This window comes from Yokenella regensburgei (assembly GCF_051486985.1).
Taxonomy (GTDB): domain Bacteria; phylum Pseudomonadota; class Gammaproteobacteria; order Enterobacterales; family Enterobacteriaceae; genus CBFFRJ01.
The window spans coordinates 1-13,454 of the sequence record NZ_JAHVDV010000037.1 but is presented as its reverse complement, the minus strand read 5'-3'; the positions used below and the strand labels follow the sequence as shown (position 1 = coordinate 13,454).

The following is a 13,454-nucleotide window of genomic DNA, read 5'->3' as shown; positions in this document are numbered from 1 at the left end:
TCGTTAATTAAGGCTTTTATGCATGTTTGTCCTTCTCCAAAAATTTACCGCTACTACACTCTTCCTGACGAAAAAATAAATGAAAAGAGAAGAGGGTGGATAAAGTGATGAGAAGGATCCTTTATAAAAATAAATGGTATCGTCTGACAACGCTTATTCCCGGTCGCGAATACCGGCTGGCAATTCCGGAGGAGCGTGCTGCCGTTACAGTCGACAGATACGAACTGCGGCGCGTCGTCCGTGCGCATTATGGTTTAAACCGACAGCGCATGGCGTAATAACGGGTCATAAGCGCGTGTTTATTTATATGAGATGCTGATAAAGACAAGGCGAATTATATGACGCACCGTCAGGCACTCAGATTTCCGGCGTCGTGAGGCTGCAGTGATGATGGCTCCAGGACGGTCACGTCGTAAAGGGTTACACTTTTCCTTTTAAAAAATGCGGGTTTTTATCCTGCAGGCTGGACGTTGCAGGACGCTGTGCTAAATTTTTGTCGGGTGACAGACGAGGAGAAGAGTGCGTATGAAATTCAATGACGAGCGCACGGGACTCATTGGATTAGCCATTGGCGCGGCGGTAATCGGGCTGGTCTCTTCCGGCCAAATCATCAACCGGGACAACATCATTAAAGAAATTGAGCGTCAGGGTAGAAACCGGGGCGACGGTATTGAAGATGAAATTTTTATGGAAGCCGCGCTGCTGGTAATGAAAGGGAGATAGCAGTGTGGGCCTGCCACACTGAAGCGGGCGCGTCATGAAGTGATGCCAGTCACATCTCAGTGTGCTGCCCCTGTGCAGCAGCAGTTAACCTTTCGTTGTTGAGGATTCATTGAACATGCGATGGGTAGAGTGGTCCCGATCCGCGAATCTCCTCACCAGAGTGGGATGGCGATAAGACCAAAACATAAATCTATCCATGCAAGCATTTGACCGCCAGTCTACTGGCGGTTTTTTTTCGGCTGAAAAAAGTAGTACCAAAGAAAAAGGCCCCTTATGCAATTACGTAAGGGGCCTTCCCGGCAGGGGAATATCGCCGTTCATCAGTCGTCCCATTTATGGCTAAAATAAGCCGCCAGAAAACCAGAAAATAAGATAATTCCCAGTACTGCTAAAAATACGTGCATATTTCCTGACATATTTCTCTCCCGTTATTGACTACTCGCCTCATTTTCCAGGTGGTTATTGCGATGGAAGAGATATTACTCAGGTGAATCTAAACAAACGCTGAATTAGGTGAATTACTTATCGGGGAGCGTAAATTTTTGTCGATATTGCCCTGGCGTCAGGGCAAAGCATTGCTGAAAATGGTGCCGCATCGAGGCCGTATTATTAAACCCGGCATGGCCCGCAATTGCATCGATGCGCATTGTTGACTGGGTTAATAACGTTTTTGCGCGTTTCAAACGCTCCTGTAATATCCACCGCGCCGGTGTGGTGCCAGTGGACTCCTGAAAGCGGCGTAAAAAAGTCCGTGGGCTCATACCGGCGCGTGCGGCCAGAGACGCAACGGTATGGTCGCCGGCCAGATTCTGATGGAGATAATCAAATAACTGCCCAAGAGACTGGCTCTCCCGTGTGCGGGCTACCGGCTCTACCAACTGCTGGGTCTGTGTTCCGTCACGATGGGGCTGTACCACTAACCGTCTCGCCACATTATTGGCAATCTCACGCCCAAAATCTTCGCGCACCACATGCAGACATAAATCGATACCAGCCGCGCTACCCGCGGAGGTCATCACGCGTCCCTCATCGTAATAGAGCGCATCTTCCAGCACCTCAATCAGCGGATAATGCTGTCGCAACTGGCCGGTATAACGCCAGTGGGTGGTGGCTTTCCGTCCGTTGAGTAGCCCGGTGGCGGCAAGGACAAACACACCTGAACAGATGGAGATAAGGCGACAGCCGCGCTGGTGCGCCTGCCGGAGCGCCTCACACAGGGCCTCTGGTACGGGCACCTGCGCCCCGCGCCAACCAGGCACCACAATGGTGTTGGCCTGATCCAGTAGTTCAAGTCCGCCCTCCGTCATGATGCGGATCCCGCCCGTGGCCTGAAGGGGCCCTTCATCTACCGCTGCCACCGAAAAGCGATACCAGTTCTCCCCCAGTTCCGGTCTGGGTAAGCCGAAAATTTCCACTGCCACGCCAAACTCGAAGGTACACAGACCGTCATAGGCAAGCACAACCACATGATGGGGAGCGCGAAGGGATCCTGAAATTGTCATTATTTTGCGGTTTTCTGTCATGACGCCACGCAGTCAGAAAGTGGGGTATTCGTTACAGTAGTGTTAACACTAACACGGAGAAACCATGATGAGTACAGTAACTGATTTTCCAGCCGCGTCCCCCGAAGAAGCCGTCGCCCACTTTTTGCGCCGACTGAGCGTCGAGACGGATTGTGCCGATGTCCATGAGGCGCTGAGTAATGAAGAGCAGGATTTTGTGTTATTGCATGTGGTGGGCAGCCCGGAGACCTTTGCCCGTCGCCATCTGCCCCACGCTCTGCATCTGCCGCATCGGTATATGACGCCGGAACGCATGGCGCAGTGGCCGAGGGAGACGCTTTTTGTCGTCTATTGCGCTGGCCCGCACTGCAATGGGGCCGATCGCGCTGCGCTTAAGCTCGCCCGCATGGGGCTGGCGGTGAAAATCATGCTCGGGGGGATGACCGGATGGGAAGATGAAGGCTTTGCCTTTGCCCAATCGTGAAAAAAATTCATGTGGCGTGAAAATTTCTCGTTTGTTCAACGGACAGGGACATGCCATTGTATTTGGACATTTAGCCATCCAGATGGCTATAAATTCAAATAGTGAACAATCACGCCGGGAAACTACTCCGCCCGGCGCCTAAGGAGAAGAGCATGCAACGCCACCCGTCCCCCTATCGCGCAGAGATCGTCGGCAGTTTTTTACGCCCGGACAGCATCAAACTGGCACGCCAGCAGTGTGCGCAGGGCGCTATCAGCGCCGCGCAACTGCGTGCTGTAGAAGACGAAGCCATCAGGGAGGTGGTACAGGCGCAGTGTGAATGCGGCTTGCACGTGGTCACCGACGGTGAATTTCGCCGCGCGTGGTGGCATTTCGATTTCTTCGAGGGCTTACAGGGGGTCGAACGTTATGAATCAGAGCAGGGGATACAGTTCAATGGCGTCCAGACCAAAGCTCATAGCGTTCGCGTGACGGGCAAACTGGGATTTGGCGACCATCCGATGCTTGAAGACTTCCGTTATCTGAAAAGCATCAGCGGGAATGCGCAGCCGAAGATGACCATTCCCAGTCCGGCGGTGCTCCATTTTCGCGGTGGCCGCAAAGGGATTGACGAGACCGTTTACCCGGATCTGGATCGCTATTTTGACGATCTGGCCACGACCTGGCGCGATGCTATCCACGCCTTTTACGATGCCGGGTGCCGTTACCTGCAGCTCGACGATACCGTCTGGGCTTATCTCTGTTCAGACGAACAGCGCCGCCAGATTGCTGAACGCGGCGAGGATGCCGATGAGCTGGCACGCATTTATGCCCGCGTCCTGAATAAGGCGCTGGAGGGTAAACCTGAAGATCTCACCATCGGCCTGCACGTCTGTCGGGGTAACTTCCGTTCGACCTGGATCGCCGAAGGCGGCTATGAGCCGGTGGCAGAAGTGCTGTTTGGCACGGTTAACGTCGATGCGTTTTTCCTCGAGTATGACAACGATCGCTCCGGCGATTTTGCCCCCTTGCGTTTTGTGCGTCCGGGTAAACAGCGGGTTGTGCTGGGGTTGATCACCACCAAACATGGGGAGCTTGAAAATCCGGAAGGTATCAAAGCCCGTCTGCAGGAGGCCGCGCAGTATGTCGATCTCAGCCAGATTTCCCTGAGCCCGCAGTGTGGCTTCGCCTCCACAGAAGAGGGCAATTCCCTGACACCTGCGCAGCAATGGGATAAAGTACGCCTCGTGACCCAAATTGCAGAGCAGGTCTGGTAAACCAGGCACACTGCGCGAATTCCATGATGAACGGACAGGCGGGGGAAACCCCGCGTGTCCGTTTTGCGTTCCCTGGTCACGGCGGACACCTCAGCAGAATAAGGACCTATTGATTGAAAATGTCTCAACCGACGACCGGGAGGGCGCAGTGAGTTCCCGGCGTGCACTTCACTCAGCCTCTTTTCGCAACCTGTTTTCGGCTCGTCTGCTGACCGTTCTCGGCAACGGCATCGCCCCCATTGCACTCGCATTTGCCGTGCTGGATATCGGTGGGTCTGCCGCAGACCTGGGCATGGTGGTCGCCGCGCGCTCACTGTTTAACGTCGCATTTTTACTGCTTGGCGGCGTGCTGGCGGACAGGTATTCACGAAGCCGCGTGATGGTCTCCTCCTCACTGGCCGCTGCGCTGTCACAGGGCGTGGTGGCATGGGTGGTGCTGGATGGCCTCGCCACCATTCCTTTGCTGGCGGTGCTGGGTGCGCTGAACGGAGCCGCCGCCGGGATCGCGTTGCCTGCCTCTTCCGCCCTGGTGCCGCAAACGGTGCCGGTGCGAAACCTGCGGGAAGCCAATGCGCTGATTCAACTGGGTGTTTATGGTGGAACGGTTATCGGCGCATCAATGGGGGGCTTACTGACCAGCGCCATCGGGCCGGGGTGGGGACTGGCAATTGATGCCTTAGGCTTCGCCGCTGCCGCCCCGCTTTATCATCGTATACGGGTGACGGCGACACAAAGCGCGGCCCCGACGTCCAACATCCTGCAGGATCTGCGCGAGGGGTGGAGGGAGTTTATTGCCCGCAGTTGGGTCTGGGCGATAGTCGTGCAGTTCACTATCATCAATGCGGCATTCAGCGGCGTGGTGATGGTGCTCGGGCCGATTGTGGCGGATAGCTCGTTCGGGCGGACGGGATGGGGCTTTATCGTCGCCGCTCAAAGCGTTGGGCTTATCGTTGGTTCGCTGGCCGCACTACGCTGGCGCCCCCGGCGTGACCTTTTTGTCGGTGTTATTCTGGTGGCGCTCTGTGCGGTCCCGATGGTGATTCTGGGGTTGTTCCCCTCCACACCCCTGCTGATGGCGGCGTTCTTCATGGCCGGTCTCGGCTTTGGTCAGTTTGGCGTGGTCTGGGCTCAGTCGCTGCAAACCCATATTCCCGCGCACACGCTGGCACGGGTCTATGCCTGGGATGCGATGGGGTCGTTTGTGGCGATCCCGGTAGGTGAGATTGCCGCCGGGCCGTTAGCACTGCAGTTTGGTAGTCCAGTGGTGCTTCTGGCCTGCGCACTTGCTGTCGTGCTGGCGACCCTGCTGACCTCTCTGACCCCCTCGATCCGCCTGATGGATAACCAGCCTCAGCTGCGGGATCAGGGTTAAACCGGCTCGCTTTTGCTCATCGTCAACTGTCCCAGTGGCTTTGCCTGGATGCCGCGAATCATGGCGAGCCAGGCAAAGAACACCACCAGAATGAGGATCGAAAACAGTGACCAGCCGGGCATCGATGAGAGAATGATACCGGTCATCATCGGGTTCATTGCCGCCCCTAACCACCCCAGCGCCTGCGCGGAAAAATAGCTCGCCTTCATGCCCGGTGGCGCGATGTTATCAATCAGCATGTATTCGCCCGGCGCATAGATTATCTCCCCGAAGGTGAAGACCGCCGCCGATAATCCCCAGTACCACAGATTGCCGCCTGACAGCATAAAACCTACCAACCCCAGAATAAAGCAGACCGTACCGGCGCTCATCAGTGGACGCAGGTTAGAGGCCGTTAACCGACGGCCCACCGCATATTGTAAGGTGACCACCACGGCGGCATTTACCGGTAAGACCACGGCAACGACCTTCTCCGCGAAAGCATTATCCGCCACCGACATCAGGTACTGCGAAATACAGGAGGCAAAAGAGCCTGCAACAAAGGAGGCCAGAAAGCCGGAAAAGGTAAACCAGCGCAGCGCTCTGTCCTTCAATAACACCGAGGGCGACCAGGCAACGCGGTTCTCCTCACTGACAGCGTGGCTAATACGCTGTACAAAGAGTTGTATGATAACCACCGGTACCGCCGAGCAGGTGGCGGCCAGCAGAAAAGGAAGGTTCAGGTTATACATCACCAGTAATGTGCCCAGCGGCGGACCTACGGTCCAGCCAATGTTAATGACGCTGTAGTTGAGGGAGAAAATTTTCGTTTTCGCCGTCGCCCCCAGGGTATCGGAAAAATAGGCCTTCAGAACGGTTGAAAAGACGGAATAGGCGCAGTTAATGATGGCAAAAAAGAGCACCACCAGTCCCGCATGATCCACCACCGGTATCGCGCCGAACCCCATTAAAAAAGCGGAAACCGCCAGCAGCATATAGCGTTTTTTATCGAACTTGTCGGCCAGGATGCCAAATCCCAGACTGAACACCACGCCGATGGTAAGCGCCACCGTCAGCGCATAGCCAACCTGCTCTACGCTCATATCGTACTGGCGATTAAGATAGATGGTCATAAAAGGCAGTGTGGCACCACGACCAATGGTTAAAAGAAGAGACGACGCCAGTAATGTGGCGATGGACCGCTGTTGTGATGAGATCATTTTTCCTGCCCGAGACTGGCCCGTTGTTATATTTTTTTGTGATGTCTTACAGCAATAACATGCATAAAGTGTGATGCACAACGATTGTTTTGTTGAGAAGTGCCCAATCTGACCTGCCAATATTAATGATCTGTCTCTGGACTGTTTTTTGCGTTAACGTAAATTCTTTACAAAAATTGAACAAATTTAGAGGCGGCGAATGACGCGTAAAGATGGATTGCTGGCACTGCTGGTGGTGGTGGTATGGGGCCTGAATTTTGTGGTCATTAAAGTCGGGTTGCACAATATGCCGCCACTGTTGCTGGCAGGGCTACGCTTCGTGCTGGTGGCGTTTCCGGCGCTGCTGTTTGTTTCGCGTCCTAAAGTCCCCTTAAGTTTACTGCTGGGCTACGGCCTGACCATCAGTTTCGGGCAGTTCGCTTTTCTCTTTACCGCTATTAAGTTTGGTATGCCGGCAGGCCTGGCATCGCTGGTTTTACAGGCACAGGCCTTTTTTACCATCATTCTTGGTGTCGGGGTATTCCACGAACGGTTACAGGCTAAGCAGGTCGCCGGCATTACGCTTGCGGTTATTGGCGTGTTGGTACTGATTGAATCCAGCCTTAACGGTCAGCACGTTCCGCTGCTGGGCTTTATCCTGACGCTGTCGGGAGCCTTTTGCTGGGCCTGCGGCAATATCTTCAATAAAAAGATCATGCAGCACTCATCCCGCCCGGCAGTGATGTCTCTGGTGGTATGGAGTGCGTTAATCCCGATTGTGCCCTTTATGGTGGGCTCACTGCTGTTTGATGGACCGGCGCTGATACTACAGAGCCTTATAGCCATTGATCTTACGACGATTCTGTCGCTGCTCTACCTGTCGCTGGGAGCCACCCTTGTGGGGTACGGCATCTGGGGAGCGCTGATGGGGCGCTATGAAACCTGGCGCGTGGCGCCGTTATCGTTGCTGGTGCCTGTCGTAGGGCTGGCGAGCGCGGCGCTGCTGCTGAATGAATCGATGACGCTGTTGCAACTGGCCGGTGCGCTGCTGGTTATGGCGGGGTTGTACATCAATGTGTTTGGTTTTCGCTTACGTCGTCAGGTTGCCGTCAAACCCTGAAAAAAAGCCCCGCACTGGCGGGGCAACTATTATCAGGTGCGCGAATTGTAATAGGGCACACCTAACTCGTCGGATTTGTCACTGCCTGCACCCATGTGATTAAAGTCGAATGGCGACTGGTCGTGGGCAGTGGGCATCACCATCACACCGGGATTTTTACCCTGCGTGGGGTGCGCGAATTGCTCCGCATAACTCTGGCCAGAAAACAGCACCATAAGGGTGATGGCGGCACAGGTAATACGTTTCATGATTTCCTCGATACGTCTTAAAACAGGCGAATTAGTAACTACAGTTATTAATGGGGAACAAATACCGGTTCTCTCCGGGAATGTTAGTCACACGATACTTATGCGGCGGCACGTCAAAGTAGTTTTTAAACGTACGGGTCAGGGTCTGCTGCGATTCAAACCCATAGCGCTCCGCAAGATAGAGGATCGGTTCATTACTTTCTTTCAATTTTTGCGCGATTTCAGTCAGCTTACGGCTGCGGATGTATTGACCGAGCGAATGGCCGGTTTCTTTTTTAAACATCCGTTGCAGGTGCCATTTCGAATAACCTGAACGCTCAGAGACACGCTCAAGCGACATAGGAGATTCCAGGTTCTCTTCAATCCAGCCTAAAATGCTATGAATAGTGATGGCGTCAGTATTGCGTCTGGACATCGTCATACCTCTTTGTTTTACGGCAGGACTTTCTTGAGTAAATATTCAAGCGTTGCCACTTCGTCTGCCGTTAAGTTTTTTGTTAATTCCTGATGCAGGTCTTGCCCTACTAATTGGTGACATTGCTCAATCAGCGCCTTGCCCTCGGTGGTGAGTTGCACCAGAACGCCGCGCTTGTCATGCGGGTTCGGGTGACGTTCGATCCAGCCTTTACACACGAGCCTGTCCAGCATGCGCGTTAATGCGCCCAGATCGACCGACAGCACTTTTTTTAATTCGACCGGCGTGATGCAGACCTGACAGCGGATAGAGCAAAGCACCTTAAATTGCGTTGCCGTAATATCAAACGGAGACAGGTAGTCATTCAGCAGGCGGTCTTTTTTCTGGTTAACCATATGGATCAAGCGACCAAGTGGGATGATTTCGTTAAACAGATCACTTGTGCTTTTCACAATGGTTGCCCCGGCAAGTAGATTAATCACGGCAGATATTATTGCTCAGGCAAGTATAAGTCAACTGAATGAATAATCGGATGCCACGAAATGCTAAAGCCGAATCAGAGGGAGGATAAGGAGAGGATAGGTGCATGAAATTGCTTGCAAAAAGTAACGAATCGTAAAGCGATATGCCCGCGCCATCCCGTTGCAGATATACTTCCCGGTACGACGAAATCGGCAGGAGTGATCAAGGATATGATGGATTTACTAAAAGCAATAGGGCTGGGGCTGGTGGTGTTACTGCCACTGGCAAACCCATTAACGACGGTTGCGCTCTTTCTGGGTCTGGCCGGGAACATGAACAGCGCCCAGCGCAATCAGCAGTCGAAAATGGCTTCTGTTTATGTTTTCGCCATCATGATGGTGGCCTGGTATGCCGGTCAGGTTGTGATGAATACCTTCGGCATCTCCATACCGGGTCTGCGTATAGCAGGGGGGCTGATTGTCGCGTTCATCGGTTTTCGGATGCTGTTTCCGGCGCCAAAAACCCATGACGTACCGGAGGTAAAAACCAAATCGGAAGAGCTTGAAGATGAACCTGGTGCCAGTATTGCTTTTGTCCCCCTGGCAATGCCCAGTACCGCCGGGCCGGGAACCATTGCGATGATCATCAGCTCCGCTGCCACGGTTCGCGACGGCTCCACCTTCCCCGAGTGGGTGGTGTGGGTCGCACCGCCGCTGATTTTTGCTGCCGTTGCGCTGATCCTGTGGGGGAGTTTGCGCTGTTCGGGGGCGATTATGCGGCTGGTGGGTAAGGGTGGGATTGAAGCGATTTCTCGTCTGATGGGCTTTTTACTGGTTTGCATGGGGGTGCAGTTCATCATTAATGGCGTGCTGGAGATAATCACGCAGTTCCCGGCGACGCATTAATGAGAGGTATCATTCTCATCCTGATGGCGTTAGTGGCAGGGTGCCAGCAGCAAAACCGCGAGCCGCCGCTCGGTCAGGACAGCTTTGCCCGCTATCAGCAACAAACCCGCGACTGGGTGGCCAGCCACCGTTTTTTTCAGACGCTGGATAAACCTGCGGAACTGCAATGGAATACGCCGCAGGAGTGGAAGCCTGCTGGCAAGGCGTCTCGCGGTATTCTGCTGATTCACGGGCTGGGGGATGCCCCAGGATCCTTTTCTGATATCGCCCCGGAACTGGTCAGGCAGGGCTTTCTGGTACGCACGGTCTTGTTACCAGGCCACGGTACGCGCCCCGCCGATATGCTTCACGTCAGCGTTGAGCAGTGGCGGCAGGTGGTGAGTGAACAGGCTGCCATTCTGGGGAGCGAGGTGGATGAGGCCTGGCTTGGCGGCTTTTCAACCGGCGGTAACCTGGCGCTGGAGTATGCCATGCAGCACCCGCAGGTGCAGGGATTGTTACTCTTTTCCCCGGCGATTAAATCCAGCACCAGATATGACTTTCTGGCACCGGTAGTGGCGATATTTCGCGACTGGCTTCGGCCTCCTGCTACGCTCGTACCGCAGCAAATTGCCACCCGCTATCTGCGAGTGCCGACCAACGGGTTCGCGCAGTTTTACCGTACCAGCGCCCGGGCCCGCCAACTGATAGCGCAACGGCCATATGATAAACCCGTGCTGATGGTTTTGACCGAACATGACTCGGTGCTGGATACGGCCTGGATCCTTGACCATTTCGACAATACTTTTACCCATCCTGCCAGCCGTGCTATCTGGTACGGTTCACCGCCAAAAGAAGCGGCGAACGTCTCCCGCGTGCGGATTAAACCTGATTTTCTGCCCGATGAGCGCATCAGTCAGTTCTCGCACATGTCCGTGCTTTTTTCGCCGCGTAACCCGCTTTACGGGCGCAAAGGCAAGGTTCGGTTGTGCGCTAACGGTCAGTCGGATGAAGCGACGCAGCGTTGTCTGAAGGGGGAAGCGGTCTGGTACTCCGACTGGGGGCGGGTGGAAAAAGATAAAGTGCACGCGCGACTGACGTGGAATCCCTGGTTCGACTGGCAGACACAGGTCATGAAAGCGGTAGTGTCAGGCCACCGGGGGGAATAAAAAGGCCGAAGCTTATGACTTCGGCCTGTAACCTCTTACATATGATGGGGCTGCTGACTGTCGTCCAGTGAAACCGGCCAGCGTCGGAAAATGATAACCGACCAGACCAGTGCGGCCAGAGCCGGGATAGCACCGGCATACCCAATCGCTGACATCGACCACTGCAGACTGATCTGATTACCCACCAGCGCACCAGCGCCAATACCGATATTAAAGATACCGGAGAACAGCGCCATCGCCACGTCGGTCGCGTCCGGGGCCAGCGTCAGCACTTTCACCTGCATGCCAAGGCCAATAATCATAATGGCCACGCCCCAGAACAGACTCAGGATCACTAGATGTTGTTCGCTGCCAGCCGCGGTACGCAGGAAGAGCAGGGAGAGCACCAGCAGGCCAATTGCGCCACTGATAAGCGCAGACGCGTGTTTGTTGCCAAGCCTGCCAAACATTATGCTACCGGCAATTCCCGCCCCGCCTAACACCAGCAGCAGCACCGTCGCGAAATTACCACTGAACCCCGCGACATCACGCACGAAAGGCTCAATATAGCTATACGCGGTGTAATGCGCGGTCACAACAACCACCGTCAGCAGATAGATGCTTAAAAGCGCCGGGCGACGGAACAGTTCGGGCAGACTGCGCAGCGAACCGGAATGTTCGCTGGGCAGTTTCGGCAGCAGCTTGATGAGACAGAGCAGCGTCACCAGCGCGCCAAAACCGATGGCAAAGAAAGTAGTACGCCAGCCAAAATATTGCCCGACGATGCGACCAATCGGAATGCCAAGAACCATGGCCAGTGCCGTACCGGTCGCAATCAGACTCAGCGCCTGCGCACGTTTACCTGCCGGTGCCAGACGAATCGCCAGCGACGCGGTAATCGACCAGAAAATGGCATGAGCGAAAGCAATCCCAATGCGGCTGACCACCAGAACCTGGAAATTCCATGCGAGGAAAGAGAGCACATGACTCCCAATAAAGAGCACGAAGAGGGCAATGAGCAGTTTACGGCGCTCTACTTTGCTGGTCAGCAGCATAAAGGGCAGTGACATCATGGCCACGACCCAGGCGTAGATGGTAAGCATGATGCCGACCTGCGGCGTTTCCATATTAAAGCTTTGTGCAATATCCGAGAGCAGACCTACAGGCACAAACTCAGTGGTATTAAAAATGAACGCAGCGACGGCCAGCGTCACCACGCGTAGCCACGCTACTCTTCGTGAAACCGTATGTGTTGTCATCATGTTGGCATTCGTAGCAGGAGAAGGTAAGGCGGTGATCTTAGATCTTTTTCTGCGCAAAACACAAACTTTTTGTGATGAATCTCTCACTTTTATTCGGGGTTAAAAAATACCGGTGAAGTGTGTTAGAAAGGAAGAGAAAACAAAAGCAAAACAAAAGGAAACGCTATGCACACAATCGACTTTTATATGGTAGATGCCTTTAGTGACCGCACCTTCGGTGGTAACGCGGCCGCCGTCTGCCCGCTGACAGAGTGGCTACCGGACGAACTGTTGCTGAAGATGGCGCAGCAGCATAACCAGTCAGAGACCGCGTTCTTTGTGCGTAATGACTCCGGTTACGAACTGCGGTGGTTCACCACGCAGTATGAAATTAATCTGTGCGGCCATGCGACACTGGCCGCCGCGCATGTCATTTTTGAATATCTCGACTTTCCTGATACCCAAATCCAGTTCGAGACACGCTTTGTCGGGCCGCTGACCGTAACCCGTAAAGGCGACTGGCTGACACTCGATTTCCCGGCGTGGCAAACCGAAGTGGTTGACGCGCCGCCAGAACAGCTTTTCAGGACGCTGGGTATCGACAGCGCCAGCGAAGTCCGTGTGGCACGTGATTACCTTGTTGTGCTGGAGAATCAGCAGCAGGTCGAGGCTATTACGCCGGATATCACCGGGATGCTCCCGCTGGGGAAAATGGTTTGTGTCACCGCCCCCGGCGATACCGATGATTTCGTCAGCCGTTTCTTCTGCCCTGGCGAGTCCGTGCCGGAAGACCCTGTCACCGGCTCCACACACAGCATGTTGATCCCTTACTGGGGCAACCGACTGGGCAAGACATTGATGCAGGCGCGTCAGGTCTCTGCGCGTGGGGGGGATTTACGTTGTGAGTGGCGGGGGGAGAGGGTGCTTATTGGCGGTCAGGCTACTACCTATTTGATTGGCAAGGTGTATCTGCGCGATTGATGTGAGCAGTTTAATGGTTCGCCGGATGGCGGTTTGCTTTTCGCCCTCGCCCTTTGATCATGTAAAGGGGCACGGTTTTCCCCCTCGCTTTTTGGGAGAGGGGCGGGGTGAGGGGAAAAGGGTGGCGCTGCGGTGTGTTACGTTCACCTCCAGTCCTGCTGAACCTGCCAGGGAGCACGCTTTTCTCCCTCGCTCTTTGGGAGAGGGTCGGGGTGAGGGGCAACGGGCGGCTCTGAGGTGTGTTACGTTCACCTCCAGACCTGCTGAACATGCCAGGGAGCACGGTTTTCCCCCTCGCCCCATTGGGGAGAGGGTCGGGGTGAGGGGAACAGGCGGCTCTGAGGTGTGTTACGTTCACTTCCAGACCTGCTGAACATGCCGAAACAGTCACCCGTGAACGTGCAAAGGGGGCCACCGCGGCCCCCTTTGCAATCCCCGCG

16 protein-coding genes are annotated in these 13,454 nt (G+C 54.7%); 9 read left to right on the top strand and 7 right to left on the bottom strand.

The window, feature by feature from the left end; translation table 11 throughout:
• Positions 1-107: 107 nt before the first annotated feature.
• Positions 108-278 carry a hypothetical protein gene (locus KXR87_RS20405; RefSeq protein WP_437434040.1) on the top strand — a complete coding sequence of 57 codons (171 nt, stop codon included), beginning with the start codon at positions 108-110 and terminating at the stop codon, positions 276-278.
• Positions 279-525: 247 nt separating this feature from the next.
• A complete protein-coding gene (locus KXR87_RS20400; RefSeq protein WP_437434039.1) occupies positions 526-723 on the top strand; it encodes a hypothetical protein in 198 nt (65 codons plus the stop codon).
• Positions 724-1,043: 320 nt separating this feature from the next.
• On the opposite strand, the gene mgtS is transcribed toward KXR87_RS20400, so the two are convergent.
• Complete coding sequence (mgtS, locus tag KXR87_RS20395; RefSeq protein ID WP_437434038.1) at positions 1,044-1,139, bottom strand: protein MgtS; 96 nt, start codon at positions 1,137-1,139, stop codon at positions 1,044-1,046.
• 102 nt (positions 1,140-1,241) lie between these two features.
• Positions 1,242-2,246 carry a transcriptional regulator FtrA gene (gene ftrA, locus KXR87_RS20390; protein ID WP_437434037.1) on the bottom strand — a complete coding sequence of 335 codons (1,005 nt, stop codon included), beginning with the start codon at positions 2,244-2,246 and terminating at the stop codon, positions 1,242-1,244.
• Positions 2,247-2,313: 67 nt separating this feature from the next.
• Between ftrA and KXR87_RS20385 the strand changes: the two genes are divergently transcribed.
• From KXR87_RS20385 to KXR87_RS20375, 3 genes are all read left to right on the top strand, one after another.
• On the top strand, positions 2,314-2,709 hold the full coding sequence (locus KXR87_RS20385) for a rhodanese-like domain-containing protein (RefSeq protein WP_437434072.1): 396 nt from the start codon (positions 2,314-2,316) through the stop codon (positions 2,707-2,709).
• Between the two features lie 152 nt (positions 2,710-2,861).
• Positions 2,862-3,965, top strand: coding sequence for a cobalamin-independent methionine synthase II family protein (locus KXR87_RS20380; RefSeq protein ID WP_437434036.1), 1,104 nt, complete (start codon positions 2,862-2,864; stop codon positions 3,963-3,965).
• A 148-nt stretch (positions 3,966-4,113) separates the two neighbouring features.
• Positions 4,114-5,337 (top strand): MFS transporter, encoded by a 1,224-nt coding sequence (locus KXR87_RS20375; RefSeq protein ID WP_437434035.1) that lies wholly within the window; start codon positions 4,114-4,116, stop codon positions 5,335-5,337.
• Here KXR87_RS20375 and ydeE read toward each other — a convergent pair.
• Positions 5,334-6,536, bottom strand: a complete 1,203-nt coding sequence (gene ydeE, locus KXR87_RS20370; RefSeq protein WP_437434034.1) for an efflux MFS transporter YdeE — start codon at positions 6,534-6,536, stop codon at positions 5,334-5,336. The two genes, KXR87_RS20375 and ydeE, sit on opposite strands and share 4 nt — an antisense overlap.
• A 199-nt stretch (positions 6,537-6,735) precedes the next feature.
• Here ydeE and eamA point away from each other — a divergent pair, with 199 nt between their 5' ends.
• Positions 6,736-7,635, top strand: coding sequence for an O-acetylserine/cysteine exporter (gene eamA / locus KXR87_RS20365; RefSeq protein WP_437434033.1), 900 nt, complete (start codon positions 6,736-6,738; stop codon positions 7,633-7,635).
• A 32-nt stretch (positions 7,636-7,667) separates the two neighbouring features.
• Here eamA and marB read toward each other — a convergent pair whose 3' ends face one another.
• From marB to marR, 3 genes are read right to left on the bottom strand one after another with little or no spacing between them, the layout of a single operon-like run.
• A complete protein-coding gene (gene marB, locus KXR87_RS20360) occupies positions 7,668-7,883 on the bottom strand; it encodes a multiple antibiotic resistance protein MarB (protein ID WP_437434032.1) in 216 nt (71 codons plus the stop codon).
• 31 nt (positions 7,884-7,914) lie between these two features.
• Positions 7,915-8,298 (bottom strand): MDR efflux pump AcrAB transcriptional activator MarA, encoded by a 384-nt coding sequence (marA, locus tag KXR87_RS20355; RefSeq protein ID WP_437434031.1) that lies wholly within the window; start codon positions 8,296-8,298, stop codon positions 7,915-7,917.
• A gap of 17 nt (positions 8,299-8,315) precedes the next feature.
• A complete protein-coding gene (marR, locus tag KXR87_RS20350; RefSeq protein ID WP_437434030.1) occupies positions 8,316-8,750 on the bottom strand; it encodes a multiple antibiotic resistance transcriptional regulator MarR in 435 nt (144 codons plus the stop codon).
• 240 nt (positions 8,751-8,990) lie between these two features.
• Between marR and KXR87_RS20345 the strand changes: the two genes are divergently transcribed.
• Positions 8,991-9,665: a MarC family NAAT transporter gene (locus tag KXR87_RS20345; RefSeq protein ID WP_437434029.1), complete on the top strand. Its 675-nt coding sequence runs from the start codon at positions 8,991-8,993 to the stop codon at positions 9,663-9,665.
• A complete protein-coding gene (locus KXR87_RS20340) occupies positions 9,665-10,813 on the top strand; it encodes an alpha/beta hydrolase (protein WP_437434028.1) in 1,149 nt (382 codons plus the stop codon). The genes KXR87_RS20345 and KXR87_RS20340 overlap by 1 nt, the downstream gene beginning before the upstream one ends.
• Before the next feature lie 35 nt (positions 10,814-10,848).
• Here KXR87_RS20340 and KXR87_RS20335 read toward each other — a convergent pair whose 3' ends face one another.
• Positions 10,849-12,051 carry a sugar transporter gene (locus KXR87_RS20335; RefSeq protein WP_437434071.1) on the bottom strand — a complete coding sequence of 401 codons (1,203 nt, stop codon included), beginning with the start codon at positions 12,049-12,051 and terminating at the stop codon, positions 10,849-10,851.
• Between the two features lie 168 nt (positions 12,052-12,219).
• On the opposite strand from KXR87_RS20335, the gene KXR87_RS20330 reads away from it, so the two are divergent.
• Positions 12,220-13,014, top strand: coding sequence for a PhzF family phenazine biosynthesis protein (locus KXR87_RS20330; protein ID WP_437434027.1), 795 nt, complete (start codon positions 12,220-12,222; stop codon positions 13,012-13,014).
• The last annotated feature ends 440 nt before the right edge of the window (positions 13,015-13,454 follow it).

What these genes read in the sequence shown, in the direction of transcription:
- KXR87_RS20380 (WP_437434036.1), top strand. Translation starts at nt 2,862, where the DNA reads ATGCAACGCCACCCGTCCCCCTATCGCGCAGAGATCGTCGGCAGTTTT.
- eamA (WP_437434033.1), top strand. Translation starts at nt 6,736, where the DNA reads ATGACGCGTAAAGATGGATTGCTGGCACTGCTGGTGGTGGTGGTATGG.
- KXR87_RS20385 (WP_437434072.1), top strand. Translation starts at nt 2,314, where the DNA reads ATGAGTACAGTAACTGATTTTCCAGCCGCGTCCCCCGAAGAAGCCGTC.
- KXR87_RS20335 (WP_437434071.1), bottom strand. Translation starts at nt 12,051, where the DNA reads ATGACAACACATACGGTTTCACGAAGAGTAGCGTGGCTACGCGTGGTG.
- KXR87_RS20340 (WP_437434028.1), top strand. Translation starts at nt 9,665, where the DNA reads ATGAGAGGTATCATTCTCATCCTGATGGCGTTAGTGGCAGGGTGCCAG.
- marA (WP_437434031.1), bottom strand. Translation starts at nt 8,298, where the DNA reads ATGTCCAGACGCAATACTGACGCCATCACTATTCATAGCATTTTAGGC.
- KXR87_RS20345 (WP_437434029.1), top strand. Translation starts at nt 8,991, where the DNA reads ATGATGGATTTACTAAAAGCAATAGGGCTGGGGCTGGTGGTGTTACTG.
- marB (WP_437434032.1), bottom strand. Translation starts at nt 7,883, where the DNA reads ATGAAACGTATTACCTGTGCCGCCATCACCCTTATGGTGCTGTTTTCT.
- KXR87_RS20330 (WP_437434027.1), top strand. Translation starts at nt 12,220, where the DNA reads ATGCACACAATCGACTTTTATATGGTAGATGCCTTTAGTGACCGCACC.
- mgtS (WP_437434038.1), bottom strand. Translation starts at nt 1,139, where the DNA reads ATGTCAGGAAATATGCACGTATTTTTAGCAGTACTGGGAATTATCTTA.
- ftrA (WP_437434037.1), bottom strand. Translation starts at nt 2,246, where the DNA reads ATGACAGAAAACCGCAAAATAATGACAATTTCAGGATCCCTTCGCGCT.
- ydeE (WP_437434034.1), bottom strand. Translation starts at nt 6,536, where the DNA reads ATGATCTCATCACAACAGCGGTCCATCGCCACATTACTGGCGTCGTCT.
- KXR87_RS20405 (WP_437434040.1), top strand. Translation starts at nt 108, where the DNA reads ATGAGAAGGATCCTTTATAAAAATAAATGGTATCGTCTGACAACGCTT.
- KXR87_RS20400 (WP_437434039.1), top strand. Translation starts at nt 526, where the DNA reads ATGAAATTCAATGACGAGCGCACGGGACTCATTGGATTAGCCATTGGC.